Raw genomic sequence first — 21,252 nt, forward strand, 5'->3', positions numbered from 1 at the left:
CAAATACTCCGGGGGGAGGCAACAAAATTCTGCGAATTTTGTGCCGGGGGGCAGAGGCCCCCTCCGCCCTCGGCTCAAAGTGCGGTCCAGCCGCCATCGACACTGATCGTGGTGCCGGTGATCTGGGCCGCCGCATCGGAACACAGGAACACGGCGGTGCCGCCCAATTGTTCGACAGTGGCAAATTCCTTGGACGGCTGCCGCTCCAGCATGACCTTCTTGATCACGTCCTCGCGGCTCATCCCGTATTTCTCCATCGTGTCGGGGATCTGCGCCTCGACCAGCGGGGTAAGCACATAACCGGGGCAGATGGCGTTGCAGGTGATCGGCTCCTGCGCGGTTTCCAGCGCCACGGTCTTGGTCATGCCAACCACCCCATGCTTGGCGGCCACATAAGCCGCCTTGAAGGGCGAGGCGGTCAGGCCATGGGCCGAGGCGATGTTGACGATCCGGCCCCAGCCCGCCTCGCGCATCATCGGCAGTGCGGCGGCCATGGTGTGAAAGGCCGAATTCATGTTGATCGCGATGATGGCATCCCATTTTTCCTGCGGGAACTCGTCGATCGGCGCCACATGCTGGATACCGGCATTATTGATCAGGATGTCGCAGCGCCCGGCCTGCGCGATCAGCGCCCGGCACTCCGCTCCCCTGGACATGTCGGCTTTGACGTAGCGGGCGGCCACGCCGAATTCATCGGCGAGACCTGCGGCCAAGGCGTGATCCTCGTCGCGGTCGGTGAAGGAGTTCAGAACCACATCGGCTCCCGCCCGGGCCAGTTCACGGGCAATCCCCAGGCCGATGCCTGAATTCGATCCGGTAACGATAGCGGTCTTGCCGTTCAGCGACATGTCTTTCCCTCTCTGAAACAGGTTCTGTCGCGCAACACCCTGCCATGCTGCACCTGCAAAGAAAACGGGTATTTCCGGGGGCGGTGAGAGAAAGGGGGGCGGAGCCCCCCGCCACAAAATTCGTAGAATTTTGTCACCTCCCCCCGAAGTATTTCGGGCGAAGTGAAGTGCGCATGGCTGTGCGGGTTTTTGCTGCTGCGCTATCTGAGCTGCCAAAAAAAACGCCCGCACAAGGCGGGCGTTAAGTTATTGAGGCAGGTTTCATACAGGCAAGAAACCTATCGAGCAGTGACCCCTTTATAAGCAATTCCGCGCCCGCATCCAAGCTAAAAGTTTGAAAAGACGTGAAACCATCGTTAGAGTGAGGGTCAAGAAAATAAGGCCCGAGCAGGATTGTTGCGCAAGTGCGACCAGATTATTTCCGACAGTTCCGCCTGCTGACGGCGGGAATCGCCTTTCTATTGGGCACCAGTTTAGCCAATGCAGAATCACGTCATGCCATAGCTATGTATGGCGAGCCTGCCTTGCCACCGGATTTTGTGTCCCTGCCCTATGCCAACCCGGACGCGCCCAAGGGCGGGCGCGTAGTGTTCGGCAACACCGGCGGCTTTGACAGCCTCAATCCTTTTGCCCAGAAAGGCACCTTTCCCTGGCAGATGCCCTTCTGGTCGTATGAGAGCCTGATGGGCCGGTCTTGGGACGAACCCTTCACGCTTTACGGTCTTTTGGCCGAATCGGTCGAAGTGCCGCCGGACCGCGCATGGGTCGAATTCACCCTGCGAGAAGAGGCCCGATTCTCGGATGGCAGCCCGGTCACGGTCGAGGATGTGATCTGGTCCTACCAGACCCTGGGCACCGAGGGGCATCTGCGCTATCGCGGTTTCTGGTCGCGCATCGCCCATATCGAAGCCACCGGGCCGCGCAGCGTTCGGATCACCTTCGCCGATGACGACCGCGAACTGGCCATGCTGGCCGGTCTGCGCCCGATCCTGCAAAAGGAACAATGGCAGGGTCGCAGCCTGGCCGAGGGCAGCATCCACGACATCCCCATCGGCACCGGCCCTTATGTGGTCTCGACTTATGAGCCGGGGCGCTACGTGAGCTTTGCCCGCAATCCCGACTATTGGGGCGCCGATCTCGGCTTTCGCCGCGGCACGATGAATTTCGACGAAATGCGGATCGACTTTTTCGGCGACGGCACGGTGCTGATGGAGGCATTCAAGGCCGGCGAACTGAGTGCCATTCGCGAGTTCAACGCCCAGAAATGGGACAGCGCCTATGATTTCCCGGCCGCCCAGCGTGGCGATGTGATCAAGACCGAGATCGCCCATGGCAAACCTTCGGGGATGACCGGTTTCGTGATCAACACCCGGCGCGCACCCTTCGATGACTGGCGCCTGCGCGAGGCGCTGCTGTTGGCCTTCAACTTCGAATTCATCAACGACACGGTGACCGGTGGGGTGATGCCGCGCATCACCTCGTATTTCTCGGGCACCGATCTGGCCTATCGGCCCGGTCCCGCCAGCGGGCGCGAGGCCGAGTTGCTGGCCCCCTTTGCCGCGGATCTGCCGCCCGGCACGCTCGAAGGCTATGCCCTGCCCCAGGGCGATGGCACCGCGCGCAACCGCGCCAATCTGCGCCGTGCCGCGCAATTGCTGGAACAGGCCGGGTTCCGCATCGAGCAGGGTCAGCTGCTGGGGCCAGACGATGCGCCGCTGGCGCTGCGGTTTCTGCTGCGCCAGGGCGACAGCGACATGCAGACGGTGCTCGAGATCTATACCCGCGCGCTGGAGCGGCTGGGCATCTCGGCCCAGATCGAAAAGGTGGACAACGCCCAATATACCGCCCGCGTGGCCGAGCTGGATTTCGACCTGACCCCTTTCCGCCGTGACCTGTCGCTGTCGCCCGGTAACGAGCAAAGGCTCTATTGGGGCTCGCAAAGCGCGGGTCAGCCGGGCAGCCGCAACCTGATGGGCGCGGCTTCTCCCGCCATCGACGCCATGATCGACGCCATGCTCGCGGCCACCACGCAGGAGGAGATGACCGAGGCAACCCGCGCGCTGGATCGGGTCTTAACCGCTGGACGCTATGTGATCCCGATCTGGCGCTTCGATGTGGGACGCATCGCCCATATCAGGCAGCTGCGCTTTCCGCCCAATCCACCGATCTATGGCGACGGGCCGCAATACATGCCGGATGTCTGGTGGTATCAGGACTGATCCGACGGCACTCGCCAAAGGTGTGACTCCAGCAAATATTCGCCCAAATGTCGTGCGGCGTTTTGCCCGGTGCTTGCAAAGCTGTTACATTTCTAGGCTGAGACAAGGGAGGAGCGTTTCCGTCAACCACCCACGAAGGAATGCTCAGCGATGTTGACCTGGACCGACCTGACACAGGATTGGGCAAGCGCCTTTGCCCGGGCAAAGCGCCGGTTTCCCAATCTGGATGATAGTGACATGCCGTTCCTGAAGCTCGACCGCGGCCGATTCGAAGCCTATCTGGCCGACCGCCACAACCTGACCCTGTCAGAAGCGCGCGAGGAGCTGGAGGATTTTCTCTATGTCGAAACGCTCAGCCGCGAACTTGATGACTAGGCGTTGCCTCAGGTCAGCGATGTGACCCACAGGATGGTGGCGTCCTCGTCACTGACCGACACCACGTTATGGCCCATCGAGGCATCGTAATAGGCGCTGTCGCCCCGGCGCATCTCGATCGGTTCGTAGAATTCGGTATAAAGCCGGATCACTCCGGTCAGCACATACAGGAACTCTTCGCCGTCATGGCGGACCCAACCGTCGAATTCCTCCATCGTGCGGGCGCGGACGCGGGCGCGATAGGGTAGCATCTGTTTCTTGGTCAGGCTGTCGGCCAGCAGCTCGTGTTCATAGGTGGCGGTGGCATGGCCCGCGCCCGAACCCGATTTGGTCACCGTCATGCGCCCGTTCACCTGTCCCTTTTGCGGCGGGGTGAACAGCTGGGGCACCGAGATTTGCAGCCCCACCGCCAGCTTCTTGAGCGCCTCATAGGTGGGCGACATCTGGCCGTTCTCGATCTTGCTCAGCGTCGAGCGGGCCAGACCGGCCTGGCTGGCCGCTTGTTCCAGCGTCCAGTCGCGGGCCTTGCGCAGCTCGCGCACGCGTGCGCCCAGATCCAGCGGTTCGGCCTCGGCCTCGGCGCCGTTTTCACGGGCGATACGGATCAGGGATGACGGGTCGCGCTTGGTCATGACCGGTCTATAGGCGCAGCCACGCCCGCTTGCAACGGGCGCGGTGTCAGGCTAGCCAAGGCCATGCTGTCGATCTTTGACCAAGGGCCGCCGCAGCCCTGCCCCGCCCCGTTCAACCTGGCCGCCCACGTGATGCGCCATGCCCGCCGCCAGCCCGACAAGGTGGCGCTGTCGGTGCTGCGCCCCGGTGGAGCCGAGGATTGGAGTTATGCCCGACTGGAGCATGCCATTCTGGGCACCGCGACGGGGCTGTTGCAAGCGGGGCTGGCGCCCGGTGACATCGTGCTGATGCGGCTGGGAAACACGGTCGAATTTCCGATCGCCTATCTGGGCGCCATCGCGGCAGGGATTGTGCCGGTGCCAACCTCGTCGCAACTAACCGAGCCAGAGACCGCGCGCATGATCGCCGATCTGGCGCCCGCCGCCATCCTGCGCGCGCCCGATGTGGCCTGTGCCCCGCATCCCAAACAGATCGGCATCGAGGCGCTGAACGCGATGCACGCCCTGCCGCCCGCCGACTATGCGCTGGGCGACCCCGAGCGGCTGGCCTATGCGGTCTATACGTCGGGCACCTCGGGCAAGCCGCGCGCCGTGGCCCATGCCCATCGCGCCATCTGGGCACGGCAGATGATGGTCGAGGGCTGGTATGGGCTGACGCCCGAAGACCGGCTGTGCCATGCGGGCGCCTTCAACTGGACCTATACGTTGGGCACCGGATTGATGGACCCCTGGGCCATCGGCGCCACCGCGCTGATCCCCGAACCCGGCACCGATATCGCCGCCCTGCCCGGCCTGCTGGCCGCCCATGGCGCCACCCTCTTTGCCGCAGCACCCGGTGTGTTTCGCAAGATGCTGCACGGGACGGGCTTGCTCGACCTGCCCGCTTTGCGCCATGGCCTGTGCGCGGGCGAAAAACTGCCCCGTGCCTTGCACGAAAGCTGGACCCGCGCCACCGGGACCGAGCTGTACGAGGCGTTCGGAATGTCCGAATGCTCCACCTTCATCTCTTCCAGCCCCGCCCATCCGGCGCGTGGTGACGCTCTGGGACAGCCGCAGGTGGGCCGCCGCGTCGCCATCCTCGGCCCCGACGGGCCGGTGCCGCAGGGCCAGCCCGGCACCATCGCGGTGCATCGGGGCGACCCCGGCCTGATGCTGGGTTATCTGAACGCGCCCGACGAAGCCGCCGCCCGGATGCAGGGCGACTGGTTCCTGACCGGCGATCAGGGTGCCATGGCCATCGACGGGCAGATCACCTATCTGGGCCGCGACGATGACATGATGAATGCGGGCGGCTATCGCGTCTCGCCGGTCGAGGTCGAGGCCGCGCTGATCCGCTTTCCCGGCATCGAGCAGGTCGGCGCCGCCGCCGTCGAGGTGAAACCCGACACCTATATCATCGCCGCCTTCTATACCGGCCCCGCCGAACTGGACGCGGGCGCGCTGAGCACCTATGTCGAGGCCAATCTGGCCCGCTACAAGCAGCCGCGCGCCTTTGTGCATCTTCCGGCGCTGCCCACGGGTGGCAATGGCAAACTCCTGCGCCGGGCGCTCCCGGCCTATTTCAAGGCCCCGCAACCATGACCCAGACCGTCAAGCTCGACATCCTGTCCGATCCGATCTGCCCCTGGTGCTATATCGGCAAGACCCAGCTGGACAAGGCGCTGGCGGCGATCCCGGATCATCCCTTTGTCATCGAATGGCACCCCTTCCAGCTCAACCCCGACATGGCCCCCGAGGGCATGGACCGGCGCGAGTATCTGGAGCGCAAGTTCGGCGGCAAGGAGGGCGCGGTGCGCGCCTATGCGCCGGTGGTGGAACATGCCGAAAAGGCCGGGCTGGCGATTGACTTCGAGGCGATGCAGCGCACCCCGAACACGCTGGACGCCCATCGCCTGATTCACTGGGCCGGGGTCGAGGGCAAGCAGACAGAGGCCGTCGATGCTCTCTTTGCCGCCTATTTCACCGAAGGTCGCGATATCGGCGACGCCGAGGTGCTGGCCGATATCGCCGACAGTATCGGCATGGATGCCGCCGTGGTCCTGAAACTGCTGAAATCGGATGCCGACCGCGACGATATCGCCAAGCGCGACAGCCATTCGCGCGAGATGGGGGTCAGCTCGGTCCCGACCTTCATCGTTGCCAACCAGCACGCGGTTCCGGGCGCGCAGCCGCCGGAGTTGTGGGAACAGGTGATCCGCGAAATCATGTCTCAGATCGAGACCACCTCCGCATGAACGCACAGATATCTGTGCGGTTCTGAACTGGTCCCCTCTGCCCGCCCATGTTAGCGCCAAAGCAGAGGAGACCCCCAGATGGCAGACCGGATGTCCAAGGCCGAATTCATCGCCCTGATCGCGATGATGTTCGCAACCATCGCCTTTTCCATCGACTCGATGCTGCCCGCCCTGCCCGAGATCGGGCAGGAACTGAGCCCCGATGCGGTGAACCGGGCGCAGCTGATCCTGACCTCTTTTGTGTTGGGCATGGGCATAGGCACGTTCTTTACCGGTCCGCTGTCGGATGCCTTTGGCCGCAAGCCGGTGATCTATGGCGGTGCGGCGCTTTACATCCTGGCCAGCGCGGTAGCCTTGTTCAGTTCGTCGCTCGAACTTGTGCTGGCTGCCCGTGTCGCCCAGGGACTGGGTGCTGCCGGGCCGCGCGTGGTGGCAATGGCCGTGGTGCGCGACCTTTATGCCGGGCGCCAGATGGCACGGATCGTGTCGATTGCGATGCTGATCTTTACCCTGGTGCCGGCGGTGGCACCGCTGTTGGGCGCGGGCGTGATCGCGCTGGTCGGCTGGCGCGGCATATTCCTCTCGTTCATCCTGTTCTCTACCATTGTTGTGCTGTGGATGGGGCTGCGCCTGCCGGAATCGCTGCCGGTCGAGAACCGCCGCCCGTTTCGCGGCCCGCTATTGGCCGATGCGGTGCGCCAGATGTTCGCCCATCCCACGGTGCGCCTGTCGATCATGGTGCAGACGCTGTGCATGGGCACGCTCTTTACCATGCTGACCATGGTGCAGCCGGTCTATGACGTGATCCACGACCGCGCCGACAGCTTTCCCTTCTGGTTCGCGTTGGTGGCGCTGATCTCGGGCTCGGCCAGCCTGCTCAACGCGGCGCTGGTGGTGCGGCTTGGCATGCGCCGAATGGTAACCTGGTCGCTGGGCGCACAGATCGTATTCACCACCGCCATGATCGTCAGCGGCTGGGTCGAGATGTCTCCCGACGCGCGGTTCGGCCTGTTCGTGGCCTGGCAGACGGCGGTGTTCTTCATGGCCGGCACCACGCTGGGCAATCTGAACGCCATCGCGATGGAGCCGATGGGCCATATCGCTGGCATGGCAGCCTCGGTCATCGGAGCAGTCGCCACCGTGCTCGCCGCCGCCATCGCCGCCCCTGTGGGCCTGCTGTTTGACGGCTCGATGGCACCGCTGACCACCGGTATCCTGATCATGTGCGCGCTAGGCTTTGCCCTGATGCTGCATATGGGCCGGATCGAGGAGCGGGCGATCGCCTGACCTTTTCCTGCCGCGCGGCCTGTTCTAGTCTCAGGCTGAAAGCAAAGGGAGGTGAGGATGAGCGATTACGGCTATGATCTGGGCAACTACAGCTGCCCAGTGACCACCACCGCGCCCCAGGCGCAGCTGTGGTTCGACCGGGGCCTGATCTGGACCTATGGCTATAACCATGCCGAGGCCGCAGCCTGTTTCCGCCGCGCGCTGGAACATGACCCGGATTGCGCCATGGCCCATTGGGGCCTCGCCTATGCCAGCGGCCCAAATTACAACATGCCGTGGGAGCGTTGGGACAGCGCCACCCGGGCCGAGGCGCTGGCCACGTCCTTTGATGCAAGCCAGGCCGCGCTGGCGCGGGTCGAGGGCGGCACACTGGTTGAACAGGCGCTGATCCGCGCCCTGCCCGCACGCTATCCTCAGCGAGAGTTGGACGCGGACATGCACCGCTGGGACCACGATTTTGCCGACGCCATGCGCACCGCCTTTGCCGCGCATCCCGATCACCTCGACCTGCGCGCGATCTATGCCGAAAGCCTGCTGAACCTGACCCCATGGAAGATGTGGGATCTGGCCACCGGCCAGCCCGCCCCCGGTGCCGCCACGCGAGAGGCGCAGGAGGTACTGGAAACCGCCCTGAGTGACGCCCCGGGCGCGATGAGCCATCCGGGGCTTCTGCACCTCTATGTGCACCTGATGGAGATGTCGCCCACCCCCGAAAAGGCGCTGAAGGCAGCGGATGTGCTGCGCACACTGGTGCCCGATGCTGGCCACCTGGTGCATATGCCCACCCATATCGACGTGCTTTGCGGCCAATATCACGATGTCGTCCACTGGAACCGCCGCGCCACGCTGGCCGACCGCAAGTATCTCGACCGCGAGGGCGCGTTCAACATCTATACCGGCTATCGCATCCACAATTGCCATTTCGCCATCTATGGCGCCCTGTTCCTGGGCCAGATGCAACCGGCGCTGGAGGCCAATCGCGATCTCTGGGCCTCGGTCCCCGAAGAGATGCTGCGCATGGAAAGCCCGCCGATGGCGGATTATTTCGAGAGCTACATGGCGATGGGGCCGCATATCCTGATCCGGTTCGGCCGCTGGGACGAGGCCATCGCGCTGGAACCGCCCGCCGATCCGGATCTCTACCGCACGCTTACCGCTACCGTGCATTACGCCCGTGCCGTCGCCTTTGCCGCCACCGGCCGCGTGACCGAGGCAGAGGCCGAGGAACAGGTGTTCCTGAGCGCTGCGGCCCGGGTGCCCGAAAGCCGGTTGCTGCACAACAACCGCGTCATCGACCTTCTTGATATTGCCAAAGAAATGTTGCGCGGCGAGATCGAATACCGGAAGGGCAACTACGATCTGGCCTATACCCATCTGCGACGCTCGGTCGAATTGGACGACAATCTGCCTTATGACGAGCCCTGGGGCTGGATGCAGCCCACGCGCCACGCCCTGGGCGCGCTGCTGTTCGAACAGGGCCATACCGACGAGGCCGAGGCAGTCTACCGCGCTGATCTGGGCCTGGGCGGCCAGTTGAGCCGCGCCGCCGTTCATCCAGATAATATATGGAGTCTAAAAGGTTTGCACGATTGTCTGAAAGCGCGTGGCGAAACGGTCGAGATCGTCCAGATCCGCCAGCGGCTTGACTTGGCGCTGGCGCGGGCCGATCGCGCGGTCGGCGCTTCGTGTTTCTGCGCTCAGGCGGCGATGCGGGCGGCCGAGTGACGATGAGAGTACTGATCCTGTCACTGGTCCTGTTTCTGGCCCAGCCCGCACTGGCCCAGCGGCAGAGCTTTGTCCCCCGGGACGAGGCCTTGGCAAATACTGAGGTTCTTGCCCTGCGCGACAGTCTGCGCACAGCAGTCGCCGTGCGCGATCTTGACGGGCTGGCCGCCGCAGCCTGCCCCGATCTTAGCCTCAGCGACGACGGCCCGGGCGGTCCGGACGAATTGCGCCAGATGCTGACCCCATCGGGCACCAATCCCCAAAGCGCGGTCGACAACCGGTGGCAGGCGCTGGCCGAAACACTGGCCGCGCCGGGATATTTCGATGCCGAGGGCGAGTTCTGGATGCCCTATCACTGGCGCATCCAGTTGCCCGCCAGGATCGATCCGACACAGGCCTTTTTCGTCGATGGCGAGAATGTAAACCTGCGCAAGGCCCCGGACCGAAGCGGGGATATCCTGACGCGGGTCAGTTTCGAGGTGGTACTTGTCGCCGGGTTCGACCCCGAGGCCGAGTTTCGTGCCGTGATCCTGTCAGACAGCACACGCGGCTATCTGCATCGCGATTACCTGACACCGATGTCAGGAGCCCGCGCGGCTCTGGTCCAGTCGCCAGAGGGCATCTGGCAACTTTGCACATTCACCACCGGGCGTTGACCACGCGGGGGCAAAATCTTCGACGAAGATTTTGCATGCAGATTTTCACTTGAAAATCTGCGCGCTACGCCTTGCTCTTCTTCTCCGCCGCGACCTTTTCGGCCAGATCCCGGGCCACCGCAAAGGCACCCTTGATCTTGTCCGCATCCGACCGCCAGTCCCGCCGCACCACGATCTTGTTGTCCTTGATCTTGGCCAGACCCTTTTGCGCCTGAATGAACTCGACCAGCCCCGCTGGCGAGGCGAACTTGTCGTTGTGGAACTGGATGGTCGCGCCTTTTGGCCCGCCGTCCAGCTTGGCGATGCCTGCGCGCTTGCACATGGCCTTGATCCGCACCACCAGAAGCAGCGTGTTCACCTCCTTCGGCAGCTTGCCAAACCGGTCGATCAGTTCGGCGGCAAAGCCTTCCAGCTCCACCTTGGTACTGAGCGATGAAAGCCGCCGGTAGAGACCCAGCCGCACGTCCAGATCGGGCACATAGTCCTCGGGGATCAGCACCGGCACGCCCAGATTGATCTGCGGCGCCCATTGGTCGTCGGCCTCGCTCAGCCCCTCCATCTGGCCGCTGCGGATCTTGGCGATCGCCTCTTCCAGCATCGACTGATAGAGTTCATAGCCCACATCGGGCATCTGGCCCGATTGTTCCTCGCCCAGGAGGTTGCCGGCACCGCGAATATCGAGGTCCTGCGAGGCCAGCGAGAACCCGGCGCCCAGCGTGTCGAGCGAGGCCAGCACCCGCAGCCGCTTTTCTGCGGCAGGGGTCAGGCGCACCCTCGGTTTGGTGGTCAGATAGGCATAGGCGCGCGCCTTGGACCGGCCCACGCGGCCCCGGATCTGGTAAAGCTGTGCCAGTCCGAACATATCGGCCCGATGCACGACCATCGTGTTGGCGGTGGGGATGTCCAGCCCGCTTTCGACGATGGTCGTCGCCAGCAGCACATCGTATTTGCCGTCGTAGAACGCGTTCATCCGGTCGTCGAGCTCGCCCGCCGCCATCTGGCCATGCGCCACCACATAGGTCAGTTCCGGCAACTGTTCCTTCAGGAACGCCTCGATATCCGGCAGATCGGTGATGCGCGGCACCACATAAAAGCTCTGCCCACCCCGGTAATGCTCGCGCAGCAGCGCCTCGCGGATGGTGACCGCGTCGAATTCGCTGACATAGGTGCGGATGGCCAGCCGGTCGATCGGCGGCGTGCCGATAATCGAGAGATCCCGCACGCCGGTCAGACTCAGTTGCAGGGTGCGCGGGATCGGTGTGGCCGTCAGCGTCAGCACATGCACGTCCGAGCGCAACTGTTTCAACCGCTCCTTGTGACCGACGCCGAAATGCTGCTCCTCGTCGATGATGAGCAGACCGAGATTCTGGAACCGGATGCCCTTGGCCAACAGCGCATGGGTGCCGATCACGATATCCACCGTGCCGCGCGCCAACCCCTCGCGGGTCTGCTGCGCCTCCTTGGCCGAGATGAAACGGCTGAGTTGACGCACCTCCAGCGGAAAGCCCCGGAACCGGTCGCGGAAGCTGGCGGCATGCTGGCGGGCCAACAGCGTGGTGGGTGCGATCACCGCCACCTGCAGCCCGGACATGGCCGCAACAAAAGCCGCGCGCATGGCCACCTCGGTCTTGCCAAAGCCGACATCGCCGCAGATCAGGCGATCCATCGGCATGCCCGAATGCAGATCGTCCATCACGTCACCAATGGCGCGCAGCTGGTCGTCGGTCTCCTGATAGGGAAAGCGGGCGCTAAAATCCTCCCAGGCATGCGGTGGCGGGTCCATCACCGGCGCCTTACGCAGGGCACGCTCGGCGGCCACCCGGATCAGCCGGTCAGCCATCTCGCGAATGCGTTCCTTCAGCTTGGCCTTCTTGGCCTGCCAGGCACCGCCACCCAGCCGGTCGAGCAGCCCCTCTTCATGGCCGTATTTCGACAAGAGCTCGATGTTCTCGACCGGCAGGTACAGCCGCGCCTCCTCGGCATAGTCGAGCGCGATACACTCATGGGCGGCACCGGCGGCGGTGATCACCTCGAGCCCGCGATAGCGCCCGATGCCGTGATCCACATGCACCACCAGATCGCCGGGGGTCAGCGACTGGGTCTCGGTCAGGAAATTCTCGGCCTTGCGACGCTTCTTGGGCTGGCGGATCAGCCGGTCGCCCAGCACGTCCTGTTCCGAGATCACCGTCAGGCCAGGCGCCTCGAACCCGTGTTCCAGCGCCCAGACCGCCAGATGCAGGCCGCGCTTGCCAATGCGCGTGCCGTTGGTCACCGGGATCGCCTCGGCCAGGCCCTCATCTTCGATCAGGCCGGTCAGACGCTCGCGCGCGCCTTCGGAATACGAGGCGATCAGCACCGGACCATCCGCCAGTCGGACCTTAAGATGCTCCGCCAAGGCCCCAAACAGGCTGACGTTTTCCAGTGCGCGCTCAGGCGAGAAATTGCGCCCGATCCGGCCGCCCGCGTCGATCACACCGGGGCCGCTGGCCTGCGGCAGCGGGTTGAACTGCATCACCCGCCGATCCGCCAGCAGCGCCGACCAACCCGCGTCGTCAAGGTAAAGCAACCCCGGCGGCAAGGGTTTATAGACACTGTCCATCCGGGACCGGTCCGTCATGGCCAGACGGCGGGTTTCGTACTGGTCCTGGATACTGTCCCAGCGCGCCAGCCGGGTCGGTGTCACTTGATCGTCCAGCGTCACAGTGGCACCGGGCAGATAGTCGAACAGGGTTTCAAGCTGCTCGTGAAAGAAGGGCAGCCAGTGTTCGACACCCTGATGCTTGCGCCCGGCACTCACCGCCTCGTAGAGCGGATCGTCGCTGCCGGCGGCGCCGAACTCGATGCGATAGTTCTGGCGGAACCGGGTGATGGCCGCCTCGTCCAGAATGACCTCGCTGACCGGGGCCAGTTCGATCAGGTCGAGTTTCTCGGTGGTACGCTGGGTGGCGGGGTCGAAGCGGCGGGCGCCGTCCAGCACATCGCCGAAGAAATCCAGCCGCACCGGCCCGCTGTCACCGGGCGGATAGATGTCGATGATACCGCCCCGGATCGCGTAATCGCCGGGCTCCATCACCGTGGGGCTCTGGCTGAACCCCATGCGGACAAGGAACTGCCTTAGCGCCTGTTCATCCACGCGCCGCCCGACCTGGGCGCTGAACGCCGCCTCGCGCAGCAGGTCGCGCGCGGGCACCCGCTGGGTTGCCGCGTTGAGCGTGGTCAACAGCACGAAACGGTCCGGCATCTGGTGCACCAGCGCCGCCAGCGTCGCCATCCGCGCGGCCGAAACATCGGCATTGGGCGAGACCCGATCATAAGGCAGGCAATCCCAGCTTGGGAACACAAAGACCGGAAGGTCGGGCGCGAAAAAGGCCAGCGCCGCCCGCATCGCCTCCAGCCGCTTGTCGTCGCGGGCCACATGCAACACCGGGCCACCCGCGCGGGCGACCTCGTTCAGGATCAGCCGCGCGTCAAAGCCTTCGGGCGCGCCGCCCACCAGCACATGGTTCGGTGCCGTCATCGTGACTTGCCCCTGTCCGTTTCCGTCCGTCTAGCCCAGAACCCCGATAGACAGGTTCTGATACATTCCCCAAAGCGAGGTGAAGAAGATCGACACCATGCCGATGACCTGGATGTATATCCGACAACGCCCGATGGCCCGCGCCAGTTCCTCTCCCGTCAAAACCTGCCCACGTACCCGTCGCGCCGTCGACAAGTTCAACAGCGCCACCAGCGACATCGGAAAGGCCAGCAGGAACACCGCCTGCGCGAATTCCATCCTGTAAAAGAACCCAAGCATCGCCAGCGCCGACAGGGTGAAACAGCAAAAGGCAAAGATCCACAGTCCGGCGGTGTCGACGATATATAGCATGCGGTTCACATTGACCCGCGCGATATCGTCCAGATCCTGCGCCGCCTGCCCGCCGACCCGGCGGGCGCGGGTCACCATGTCATAGGGCACGCCCAGAACCCAGTGGCTGGCCGAGGACCAGACCACCGCCAGCGCGATCCAGAACCACAGGTTCGAGAAGCTGCGCATGTCGATAAGTTCGAAGATCGAGGAATACCAATCCAAACGCTCTGCCCTTCCCTCTGGCCGTCACCGCGGCCTTCTATCCCGCTTGCGCGGCCATTGGTACCCTTGTGACCGGATCAATTCCATGCCACCCAATGCACAAATGTGCAAGGAGAGCCATGCATGACCCCAACCGTCGCCGCCTTTCCCGCCGCCCGTTTCCGGCGCGCCCGCAAATCGCCCGCGCTGCGCGCGCTGGTGCGCGAGAATTCCCTTGGCGTCGACGATCTAATCTGGCCGGTTTTCGTGCGCGACGGCGAAGGGATCGAGGAACCGGTGCCCTCGATGCCCGGCGTGATGCGCCGCTCGGTCGACAAGATCGCGCAGGCTGCGGTCGAGGCGCAGGCGCTCGGCATCCCCGCCATCTGCCTGTTCCCCTACACCGATGCTGCGCTGAAGACCGAGGATTGCGCCGAGGCCTGGAGCCCCGACAACCTGTCCAACCGCGCCATCCGTGCCATCAAGGCCGCTGCCCCCGAGATCGCGGTGATGACCGATGTGGCGCTCGACCCCTATAACATCAACGGCCATGACGGTTATGTGGTAGAGGGTGAGATCGTCAATGACGAAACCGTCGAGGCGCTGGTGAAGATGACGCTTGCCCAGGCCGAGGCAGGCGCCGATATCATCGGCCCCTCGGACATGATGGACGGGCGTATCGGCGCCATGCGGCAGGCGCTTGAGGCGGCCGGGCATCGCAACGTCCTGATCCTCAGCTATGCCGCCAAATATGCCAGCGCTTTTTATGGGCCGTTCCGCGACGCGGTCGGTGCCTCGGGCGCGCTGACCGGCGACAAGAAGACATATCAGATGGATCCGGGCAACAGCGACGAGGCGCTGCGCCTGATCCAGCGCGACTTGAGCGAAGGCGCCGATATGGTGATGATCAAGCCCGGGCTGGCCTATCTGGATATCTGCCACCGGGTGAAGCAGAGCTTTGGCGCTCCCACCTATGCCTATCAGGTCTCGGGTGAATACGCGATGATCCGGGCGGCGGCGCAGAATGGCTGGATCGACGGCGAAAAGGTGATGCTGGAAAGCCTGTTGGCCTTCAAGCGCGCCGGTTGCGACGGCATCCTGACCTATTTTGCCCCCGAAGTGGCCCGCATCCTGCAAGGCTGACAGCGCGGGCAATCGGCCCGACGGGCGATATCCCGCGCAAACAGGGCAGTTGTTTGGTGACAGCCGGGCCCGTTCGGCGTAATGTCGCGGCCAAGACCGGGAAAATCCGGCTTGTCAGGCAACAATACAGAGATCGAGAGATATGAGCAGTATCCACCCTCCCCGACTGACCCGTCGTGGCTTTGCCCTTGGCATGGCCGGTTTGACCGTGACCGCCGCCTGCGGCAATGGCGTCGGCAATTCCAATGCCTCGCAGATCGACGCACGCGTCAACGCCACCCTGACCGAGATGTATGCCCAGTTTCCCAACACGGTCGAGATCTCGCAAAAGTCAGCAGGCATGCTGGTGATGCCGCTCCTGACCGAGGCCGGTTTCGTCTTTGGCGGCGGCTATGGGCGTGGCGCCCTGCGCATCGACGGGGTGACGGTTGATTATTACTCGGCCGTCAAGGGCAGTGCCGGCTTGCAGGTGGGTGCCCAGCAATATGCCCATGTCCTTTTCTTCATGACCCAGGCCGCGCTTAGCGAATTCCGCCGGTCGAGTGGCTGGGCGGCGGGGGCCGATCTGGAATACGTGGTCAGCGATCAAGGCGACTCTCTGGCCGCCGATACCAATACGCTCCGCTCGCCGATCCTGGCGGCAGTGTTTGGCCGCGCAGGCCTGCGCGTGGGCGCGACGTTGGAAGGCACCAAATACACCCGCATCATTCCCTGATCAAGGTGCGCTACGTGGTCCCGACCGGGTCCTGATCCATCGCAGGGGCGGCCGCCGAGCCGCCCTTTCGTTTTCTCTGCCAATCCCCTAATGTCGCTCGGGAAATCCGAGTTCGGGGAAATCACGGGTCGCTCATGGGTCTGCTCTTTCGCTGGCTACTTCGCCTTGCCGCCGGTCTGATCGCAATTGCCGTCGCGGCTGTGGTGCTGATCTATTATCTGGCCGGTCAATCGCTGCCTGAATACGACCAGACACAAGAGGTGGCCGGGCTGACCGCGCCGGTCGAGATTGTGCGCGACACCCATAACGTGCCGCATATCTTTGGCAGTTCCGACCCGGACGTATTCTTTGGCCTCGGCTATGCCCATGCACAGGACAGGCTGTGGCAAATGACCATGCTGCGCCGCACCGTGCAGGGGCGCCTCTCCGAGGTTTTCGGCCCGCGCACCGTCGGCATAGACCGCCTCTTGCGGCGGCTTGACCTTTATCGGCTGGCGCAACAATCGGTCGGCGCCCAGGACGCCTATGCCACCGCTGCCCTCAAGGCCTATGCGGCAGGTGTAAACGCGCGCCTGGCCGAGATCAACGACGAGGCACTGGGCCGCGGCGCGCCAGAGATGTTCCTGTTCAACGCCCCCGTCGCCCCCTGGCAACCTGCCGACAGCCTGGCCATCATCAAGCTGATGGGGCTGCAACTGTCGGGCCATCTGGAGGAGGAGGTGCTGCGCGCCCGCACTTCGCTGATGCTGAGCGATCCCGCGCGGCTGGCCGATATCCTGCCTGACGCGCCAGGTACCGGCACCGCCGCGCTGCCGGAATATGCGGACCTGTTCCCGGACCTGCCCCGCTATGCCGCCGCGCGCGAAACACCACGCGATCCGCTGTCGCCCTTGCCGCGCCGGGGCCTGGCCGGAGCGTCGAATGCCTGGGCAGCGGCGCCCTCGCGCTCGGCCAGCGGCGGCACTCTGCTCGCCAATGATCCGCATCTGGGCTTTGCCGCGCCGTCGACATGGTATCTGGCACGGCTGGAACTGGCCAAGGGCGGCGTGATCGGCGGCACCATTCCCGGCATGCCCGCGGTTCTGCTGGGACGCAGCGAGCGGCTGGGCTGGGGCCTGACCTCGTCCTACATGGACGATCAGGACCTGTTCGTGGAAAAGCTGAACCCCGAGAACCCCGAGGAATACCTGACCCCGGACGGCTACAAAGCCTTTGAAAGCCGCCCCTCGATCATCGAGATCAAGGGCGCCGCCCCGATCACGCTGACCCTGCGCTGGACAGAGAACGGGCCGGTCCTGCCCGGCAGCGTCTATGACCTGGAGACCATCACTCCGCCTGGCCATGTGATGTCGCTGGGCTGGACCGTGCTTAACCCCCGCGACACCTCGATGTCGGCGGCTCTGGCACTGGTCAATGCCGGCACGGTGCACGAGGCGATCCGCGCGACCGAGACCTATATCGGTCCCTCGCAGAACCTGACGCTGGCCGACCGCGAGACCGTGGCGCTGAAGATGGTGGGCGCGGTGCCCCGCCGTGACTCGCGCCATCAAAGCCAGGGTCGCCTGCCCGCACAGGGCTGGCGGGCCGAGAACCGCTGGCAGGGCCGGATGCCCTATGCGTCGAACCCGGAATTCGTCGGCCCCGTGGGCGGCATTCTGGGCAATACCAACAACAAGCTGCTGGAACGTCCCTTTCCCAACCATATCTCGTTTGTGTGGGGCGATACCCAGCGGGTGACCCGCTGGCAGAGGCTCATGCAATCGCGCGAGGTGCATACCCGCGACAGTTTCATCGAGGCGCAACAGGACCCGGTCAGCCCGGCGGCGCGCACCCTGCTGCCGCTCATTGGCGCCGATCTGTGGTTTACCGGCGAGGCCGCGCCCGAGGGCACGCCCGAACGCCAGCGCCAGATCGCCCTGACCATTCTTGCCGAATGGAACGGCGAGATGAACGAACACCTGCCCGAGCCGTTGATCTATGCCGCCTGGCTGCGCGCCCTGCAAAAGCGGTTGATCACCGACGAGCTGGGGCCACTGGCCGCTGAATTCAAACATGTCGAGCCGCTGTTCATCGAACGGGTGTTCCGCGACATCGACGGCGCCGCGGTCTGGTGCGATATCCGCCAGAGCGCGCCCAGGGAAAGCTGCACCGAGATCGCCCGGCTGGCGCTGGACGATGCGCTGGTCTGGATCGGCGAGCGATATGGCACCGCGCTGGAAAGCCTGCGCTGGGGTGACGCGCACCAGGCCACCCATGACCACCCGGTCCTGGGCGAGGTGCCGGTTCTGCGCTATTTCGTGAATATCCGGCAATCGACCAGTGGCGGCGACCACACGCTGCAACGCGGACGCACTTCGGGCGAGGATCCGGACCCGTTCCGCAATGTGCATGGCGCAGGCTATCGCGGGGTCTACGATTTCGCCGATCCCGACAGTTCGGTCTTTGTCATCTCGACCGGGCAATCGGGGCATTTCCTGTCCCGCTATTATGACGATCAGGCACAGTTGTGGCGGCGCGGCGAATATATCCCGATGTCGCTGGATGCTGATCTGGCACGCGCGGCGGCGGTGGGGGTGACCCGGCTGCTGCCCGCTCCCGAATGAGGATGGAGGGCTATGCCGCCGATCTGATCGCGCTGGGGCTGTTGTTCCTGGCCGGTCTGGCTGCCGATCAGCTGGGCGCCCGCAGCCGGTTGCCGCGGGTGACGCTGCTGTTGTTCTGCGGGCTGATGGCCGGTTCGGCGGGGTTTGACCTGATCCCAGAGAGCCTCGCCGCCGTCTATCCAATCGTGTCGGTCATCGCACTCAGCATGGTGGCGTTCCTCTTGGGGGGAGAACTGTCGCTGCGCACGCTCAGCGCCCATGGCCGCGCCATCGTGGTGATCTCGCTGATGGTGGTGATGGTGACGCAGCTCACCGTTTCGGCCGGGCTGGCGCTGATCGGCATGCCGCTGGCGGCGGCGCTGATCGTGGGGGCGCTGGCCACCGCCACCGATCCGGCGGCGACGCTCGACGTAATCCGGCAGGGCCAAGCCACCGGAGATTTCCCCCGCAGGCTCAAGGGCATTGTTGCCATCGACGACGCCTGGGGCGTGTTGCTCTTTGCGCTGGTGGCGGTACTGGCCGGAGCGGTCGAAGGGAACGGGTCCGGCCCCGGCCTGCTGGGCGGCGCGCTGGTCGAGATCGTGGGTTCGGTCGCGCTGGGCCTGGCCGTCGGTCTGCCCGGCGCCTATCTGACCGGGCGCCTATCGGGTGGCGAGCCGCTCAGAATCGAGGCGCTGGGGCTGGTGTTCCTGACCGCGGGCCTGTCACTCTGGCTGGAACTCTCCTATCTGATCGCGGGGATGACGGCGGGCGCGGTGATCGTCAACCTGGCCCATCACCACAAGCGGGCCTTTCGCGAGATCGAGCATTTCGAATGGCCGTTCATGATCGTGTTCTTCATCCTGGCAGGCGCCACGCTGGACCTCGGCGCGCTCTGGGCGGTGGGTCCCCTGCTGATGGGCTATGTGGCGCTTCGGGTGCTGGGCCGGGTAATGGGCGGCTGGGCCGGGGCCAAGCTGGCCGGAACCGCGCAAGCCGAACGCCCGTGGTACGGCCCGGCCCTGCTGCCGCAGGCCGGGGTTGCCATCGGCATGGCGTTGATCGCGGGTGATCTGTTTCCCCAATACGCGGATATGATCACGGCGCTGGCCATCGGCGCCACCGTGGTGTTTGAACTGGCCGGACCGCTTGCCGCCGCCTATGCACTTCGCCGTGTCAGCGGTAGCGGGGATCAGAGCGCAGCGTAGCGCGCCGCCTGCTGCGGGGTCCACAGCACCGTCAGGCGGAACCCGTCCTCGGTCTGTTCTTCTGCCTGAACAACATCCTGCGCGAACAGCCACGCGCGCCGCTTGCCCTCGGCAAAGCCCAGGGTCAGCACCGCCTCGCTGCGGGTTTCAGCCAACGCTTCGGCGATGGCCGACAACAGAGGCTCCAACCCCTCGCCCGTCACCGCCGACACTGCAAACAGCGACCCATCGCGCGCGGTCCGCTCGCGCAGCGCCGCGCGCTTGTCGGGGTCGAGCAGATCGACCTTGTTCCAGACCTCGAATTTCGGCCGCCCCTCGTCCACCCCGAGCGAGGCCAGAATGGCCTCGACATCGCGCGCCTGTTCCTCGGTCGCGGCATGACTGATATCGCGCACGTGAACGATGAGATCGGCCGCCAGCACCTCTTCGAGTGTGGCGCGGAAGGCGGCCACCAACTCGGTCGGCAGATCCGAGATGAAGCCCACCGTGTCACTCAGGATCACTTCGGGCCCGTCGGGCAGAACCACCCGCCGCATGGTCGGGTCGAGCGTGGCGAACAGCATGTCCTTGGCCATCACCTCGGCCCCGGTCAGCCGGTTGAACAGGGTCGATTTGCCCGCGTTGGTATATCCCACCAGCGCCACGATCGGATAGGGTACCTTGGCGCGCGCCTTGCGGTGCAGCTCGCGGGTCTTGACCACCTTGTCGAGCTGCCGCTTGAGCCGCACCAGCTGTTCGTCGATGGCCCGCCGGTCGGCCTCGATCTGGGTTTCCCCCGGACCGCCCACAAAACCCAGACCGCCGCGCTGACGCTCCAGGTGGGTCCAGGCGCGCACCAGCCGGGTCCGCTGATAGCTGAGTGCCGCCATCTCGACCTGCAAAACGCCTTCGCGGGTACGTGCGCGGTCGCTGAAGATTTCCAGGATCAGGCCGGTCCGGTCGAGTATCTTGACCTTCCACGCCTTTTCCAGATTGCGCTGCTGTACCGGGGAAAGCGGCCCGTCGATCAGAACCAGCTCGACCTCGTTGTCGTGAAACAGGGTGGCCAGTTCCTCAACCTTGCCCGATCCGAACAGGTGGCCGGGATGCGGTTTGGCCAGGCGCACAATACCCGATCCGGCGACGTCGAGATCCGGCAATGCCGCGGCCAAAGCCACGGCTTCTTCCAGCGCCGGAACCGGGTCGCGGCGGTCAAGGTCGGATTTGAGTTCGGGGTGCAGCACCCAGGCCCGGGTGCGCGCCCGATCATGTTCCATCAATTGGCGTCTTCGCCCTCATACAGGCTGATCGGCTGGGCAGGCATGATGGTCGAGATCGCATGCTTGTAAACCAGCTGCGACTGTCCGTCGCGGCGCAGCAACACGCAGAAATTGTCGAACCAGGTGATCACACCCTGCAATTTCACACCGTTGATCAGGAAAATCGTGACCGGAACCTTGGTCTTTCTGACGTGATTCAGGAATGCGTCCTGCAGATTTTGTCTGTCCGAAGCCATTTTTGTTCAATCTCGCCTTTGTTCTTGCAACGCGATGCGGACCAACGCGCTCCCTCAGGCGGAGTATGTCGCGCGAATTTGG

Annotated in this window: 17 protein-coding genes; 11 read left to right on the plus strand and 6 right to left on the minus strand. The window is 64.5% G+C overall.

Translation table 11 applies throughout. The features are described 5' to 3' along the window. Window positions 1–74 precede the first annotated feature (74 nt). Window positions 75–848 carry a 3-hydroxybutyrate dehydrogenase gene (locus AC2FNA_RS00920; protein ID WP_496823723.1) on the minus strand — a complete coding sequence of 258 codons (774 nt, stop codon included), beginning with the start codon at window positions 846–848 and terminating at the stop codon, window positions 75–77. Window positions 849–1,252: 404 nt separating this feature from the next. Here AC2FNA_RS00920 and AC2FNA_RS00925 point away from each other — a divergent pair, with 404 nt between their 5' ends. Continuing rightward, entirely contained in the window at window positions 1,253–3,067 is a 1,815-nt protein-coding gene (locus AC2FNA_RS00925; protein WP_496823725.1) for an extracellular solute-binding protein, read from the plus strand. Between the two features lie 150 nt (window positions 3,068–3,217). Beyond that, complete coding sequence (locus AC2FNA_RS00930) at window positions 3,218–3,442, plus strand: hypothetical protein (RefSeq protein ID WP_496823727.1); 225 nt, start codon at window positions 3,218–3,220, stop codon at window positions 3,440–3,442. Window positions 3,443–3,450: 8 nt separating this feature from the next. Here AC2FNA_RS00930 and AC2FNA_RS00935 read toward each other — a convergent pair whose 3' ends face one another. Next, a complete protein-coding gene (locus tag AC2FNA_RS00935; protein ID WP_496823729.1) occupies window positions 3,451–4,074 on the minus strand; it encodes a helix-turn-helix domain-containing protein in 624 nt (207 codons plus the stop codon). A 63-nt stretch (window positions 4,075–4,137) separates the two neighbouring features. Between AC2FNA_RS00935 and AC2FNA_RS00940 the strand changes: the two genes are divergently transcribed. The 5 genes from AC2FNA_RS00940 (at window position 4,138) to AC2FNA_RS00960 (ending at window position 9,976) form a co-directional block, all read left to right on the plus strand. Further along, on the plus strand, window positions 4,138–5,655 hold the full coding sequence (locus AC2FNA_RS00940) for a class I adenylate-forming enzyme family protein (protein ID WP_496823731.1): 1,518 nt from the start codon (window positions 4,138–4,140) through the stop codon (window positions 5,653–5,655). After that, window positions 5,652–6,308: a DsbA family oxidoreductase gene (locus tag AC2FNA_RS00945; protein ID WP_011047796.1), complete on the plus strand. Its 657-nt coding sequence runs from the start codon at window positions 5,652–5,654 to the stop codon at window positions 6,306–6,308. Before AC2FNA_RS00940 ends, AC2FNA_RS00945 begins: the two co-directional genes overlap by 4 nt. Before the next feature lie 78 nt (window positions 6,309–6,386). Further along, window positions 6,387–7,595 carry a multidrug effflux MFS transporter gene (locus AC2FNA_RS00950; protein ID WP_496823733.1) on the plus strand — a complete coding sequence of 403 codons (1,209 nt, stop codon included), beginning with the start codon at window positions 6,387–6,389 and terminating at the stop codon, window positions 7,593–7,595. 57 nt (window positions 7,596–7,652) lie between these two features. Further along, entirely contained in the window at window positions 7,653–9,320 is a 1,668-nt protein-coding gene (locus AC2FNA_RS00955) for a tetratricopeptide repeat protein (RefSeq protein ID WP_496823734.1), read from the plus strand. Window positions 9,321–9,322: 2 nt separating this feature from the next. Next, window positions 9,323–9,976 carry an SH3 domain-containing protein gene (locus AC2FNA_RS00960; protein ID WP_496823736.1) on the plus strand — a complete coding sequence of 218 codons (654 nt, stop codon included), beginning with the start codon at window positions 9,323–9,325 and terminating at the stop codon, window positions 9,974–9,976. Window positions 9,977–10,040: 64 nt separating this feature from the next. Here the strand turns inward: AC2FNA_RS00960 and mfd are convergent, their stop codons facing one another. Continuing rightward, window positions 10,041–13,493, minus strand: a complete 3,453-nt coding sequence (mfd, locus tag AC2FNA_RS00965; protein ID WP_496823738.1) for a transcription-repair coupling factor — start codon at window positions 13,491–13,493, stop codon at window positions 10,041–10,043. Between the two features lie 30 nt (window positions 13,494–13,523). Beyond that, on the minus strand, window positions 13,524–14,048 hold the full coding sequence (locus AC2FNA_RS00970; RefSeq protein WP_496823740.1) for a component of SufBCD complex: 525 nt from the start codon (window positions 14,046–14,048) through the stop codon (window positions 13,524–13,526). A 123-nt stretch (window positions 14,049–14,171) separates the two neighbouring features. Here AC2FNA_RS00970 and hemB point away from each other — a divergent pair, with 123 nt between their 5' ends. The 4 genes from hemB (at window position 14,172) to AC2FNA_RS00990 (ending at window position 19,675) form a co-directional block, all read left to right on the plus strand. Further along, complete coding sequence (gene hemB, locus AC2FNA_RS00975) at window positions 14,172–15,170, plus strand: porphobilinogen synthase (RefSeq protein ID WP_496823742.1); 999 nt, start codon at window positions 14,172–14,174, stop codon at window positions 15,168–15,170. A gap of 142 nt (window positions 15,171–15,312) precedes the next feature. Continuing rightward, entirely contained in the window at window positions 15,313–15,885 is a 573-nt protein-coding gene (locus AC2FNA_RS00980; protein WP_234145572.1) for a lipid-binding SYLF domain-containing protein, read from the plus strand. Between the two features lie 134 nt (window positions 15,886–16,019). Further along, window positions 16,020–18,488: a penicillin acylase family protein gene (locus AC2FNA_RS00985; RefSeq protein ID WP_496823744.1), complete on the plus strand. Its 2,469-nt coding sequence runs from the start codon at window positions 16,020–16,022 to the stop codon at window positions 18,486–18,488. 2 nt (window positions 18,489–18,490) lie between these two features. Beyond that, the gene (locus tag AC2FNA_RS00990) at window positions 18,491–19,675 is read left to right on the plus strand and encodes a cation:proton antiporter (RefSeq protein ID WP_496823746.1); all 1,185 of its coding nucleotides are present in this window, start codon (window positions 18,491–18,493) and stop codon (window positions 19,673–19,675) included. On the opposite strand, the gene hflX is transcribed toward AC2FNA_RS00990, so the two are convergent. After that, window positions 19,660–20,931, minus strand: coding sequence for a GTPase HflX (gene hflX / locus AC2FNA_RS00995; protein ID WP_496823748.1), 1,272 nt, complete (start codon window positions 20,929–20,931; stop codon window positions 19,660–19,662). The genes AC2FNA_RS00990 and hflX overlap by 16 nt on opposite strands. Then, a complete protein-coding gene (hfq, locus tag AC2FNA_RS01000) occupies window positions 20,931–21,170 on the minus strand; it encodes an RNA chaperone Hfq (protein ID WP_011047807.1) in 240 nt (79 codons plus the stop codon). The genes hflX and hfq overlap by 1 nt, the downstream gene beginning before the upstream one ends. Between the last annotated feature and the right edge of the window lie 82 nt (window positions 21,171–21,252).

This window comes from Ruegeria sp. YKSD163 (assembly GCF_059612905.1).

Coding starts and splice junctions, on each gene's coding strand:
- AC2FNA_RS00990 (WP_496823746.1), top strand. CDS start 18,491: ATGGAGGGCTATGCCGCCGATCTGATCGCGCTGGGGCTGTTGTTCCTG.
- AC2FNA_RS00980 (WP_234145572.1), top strand. CDS start 15,313: ATGAGCAGTATCCACCCTCCCCGACTGACCCGTCGTGGCTTTGCCCTT.
- AC2FNA_RS00940 (WP_496823731.1), top strand. CDS start 4,138: ATGCTGTCGATCTTTGACCAAGGGCCGCCGCAGCCCTGCCCCGCCCCG.
- mfd (WP_496823738.1), bottom strand. CDS start 13,493: ATGACGGCACCGAACCATGTGCTGGTGGGCGGCGCGCCCGAAGGCTTT.
- AC2FNA_RS00985 (WP_496823744.1), top strand. CDS start 16,020: ATGGGTCTGCTCTTTCGCTGGCTACTTCGCCTTGCCGCCGGTCTGATC.
- hemB (WP_496823742.1), top strand. CDS start 14,172: ATGACCCCAACCGTCGCCGCCTTTCCCGCCGCCCGTTTCCGGCGCGCC.
- hflX (WP_496823748.1), bottom strand. CDS start 20,931: ATGGAACATGATCGGGCGCGCACCCGGGCCTGGGTGCTGCACCCCGAA.
- AC2FNA_RS00960 (WP_496823736.1), top strand. CDS start 9,323: ATGAGAGTACTGATCCTGTCACTGGTCCTGTTTCTGGCCCAGCCCGCA.
- AC2FNA_RS00950 (WP_496823733.1), top strand. CDS start 6,387: ATGGCAGACCGGATGTCCAAGGCCGAATTCATCGCCCTGATCGCGATG.
- AC2FNA_RS00930 (WP_496823727.1), top strand. CDS start 3,218: ATGTTGACCTGGACCGACCTGACACAGGATTGGGCAAGCGCCTTTGCC.
- hfq (WP_011047807.1), bottom strand. CDS start 21,170: ATGGCTTCGGACAGACAAAATCTGCAGGACGCATTCCTGAATCACGTC.
- AC2FNA_RS00945 (WP_011047796.1), top strand. CDS start 5,652: ATGACCCAGACCGTCAAGCTCGACATCCTGTCCGATCCGATCTGCCCC.
- AC2FNA_RS00955 (WP_496823734.1), top strand. CDS start 7,653: ATGAGCGATTACGGCTATGATCTGGGCAACTACAGCTGCCCAGTGACC.
- AC2FNA_RS00920 (WP_496823723.1), bottom strand. CDS start 848: ATGTCGCTGAACGGCAAGACCGCTATCGTTACCGGATCGAATTCAGGC.
- AC2FNA_RS00935 (WP_496823729.1), bottom strand. CDS start 4,074: ATGACCAAGCGCGACCCGTCATCCCTGATCCGTATCGCCCGTGAAAAC.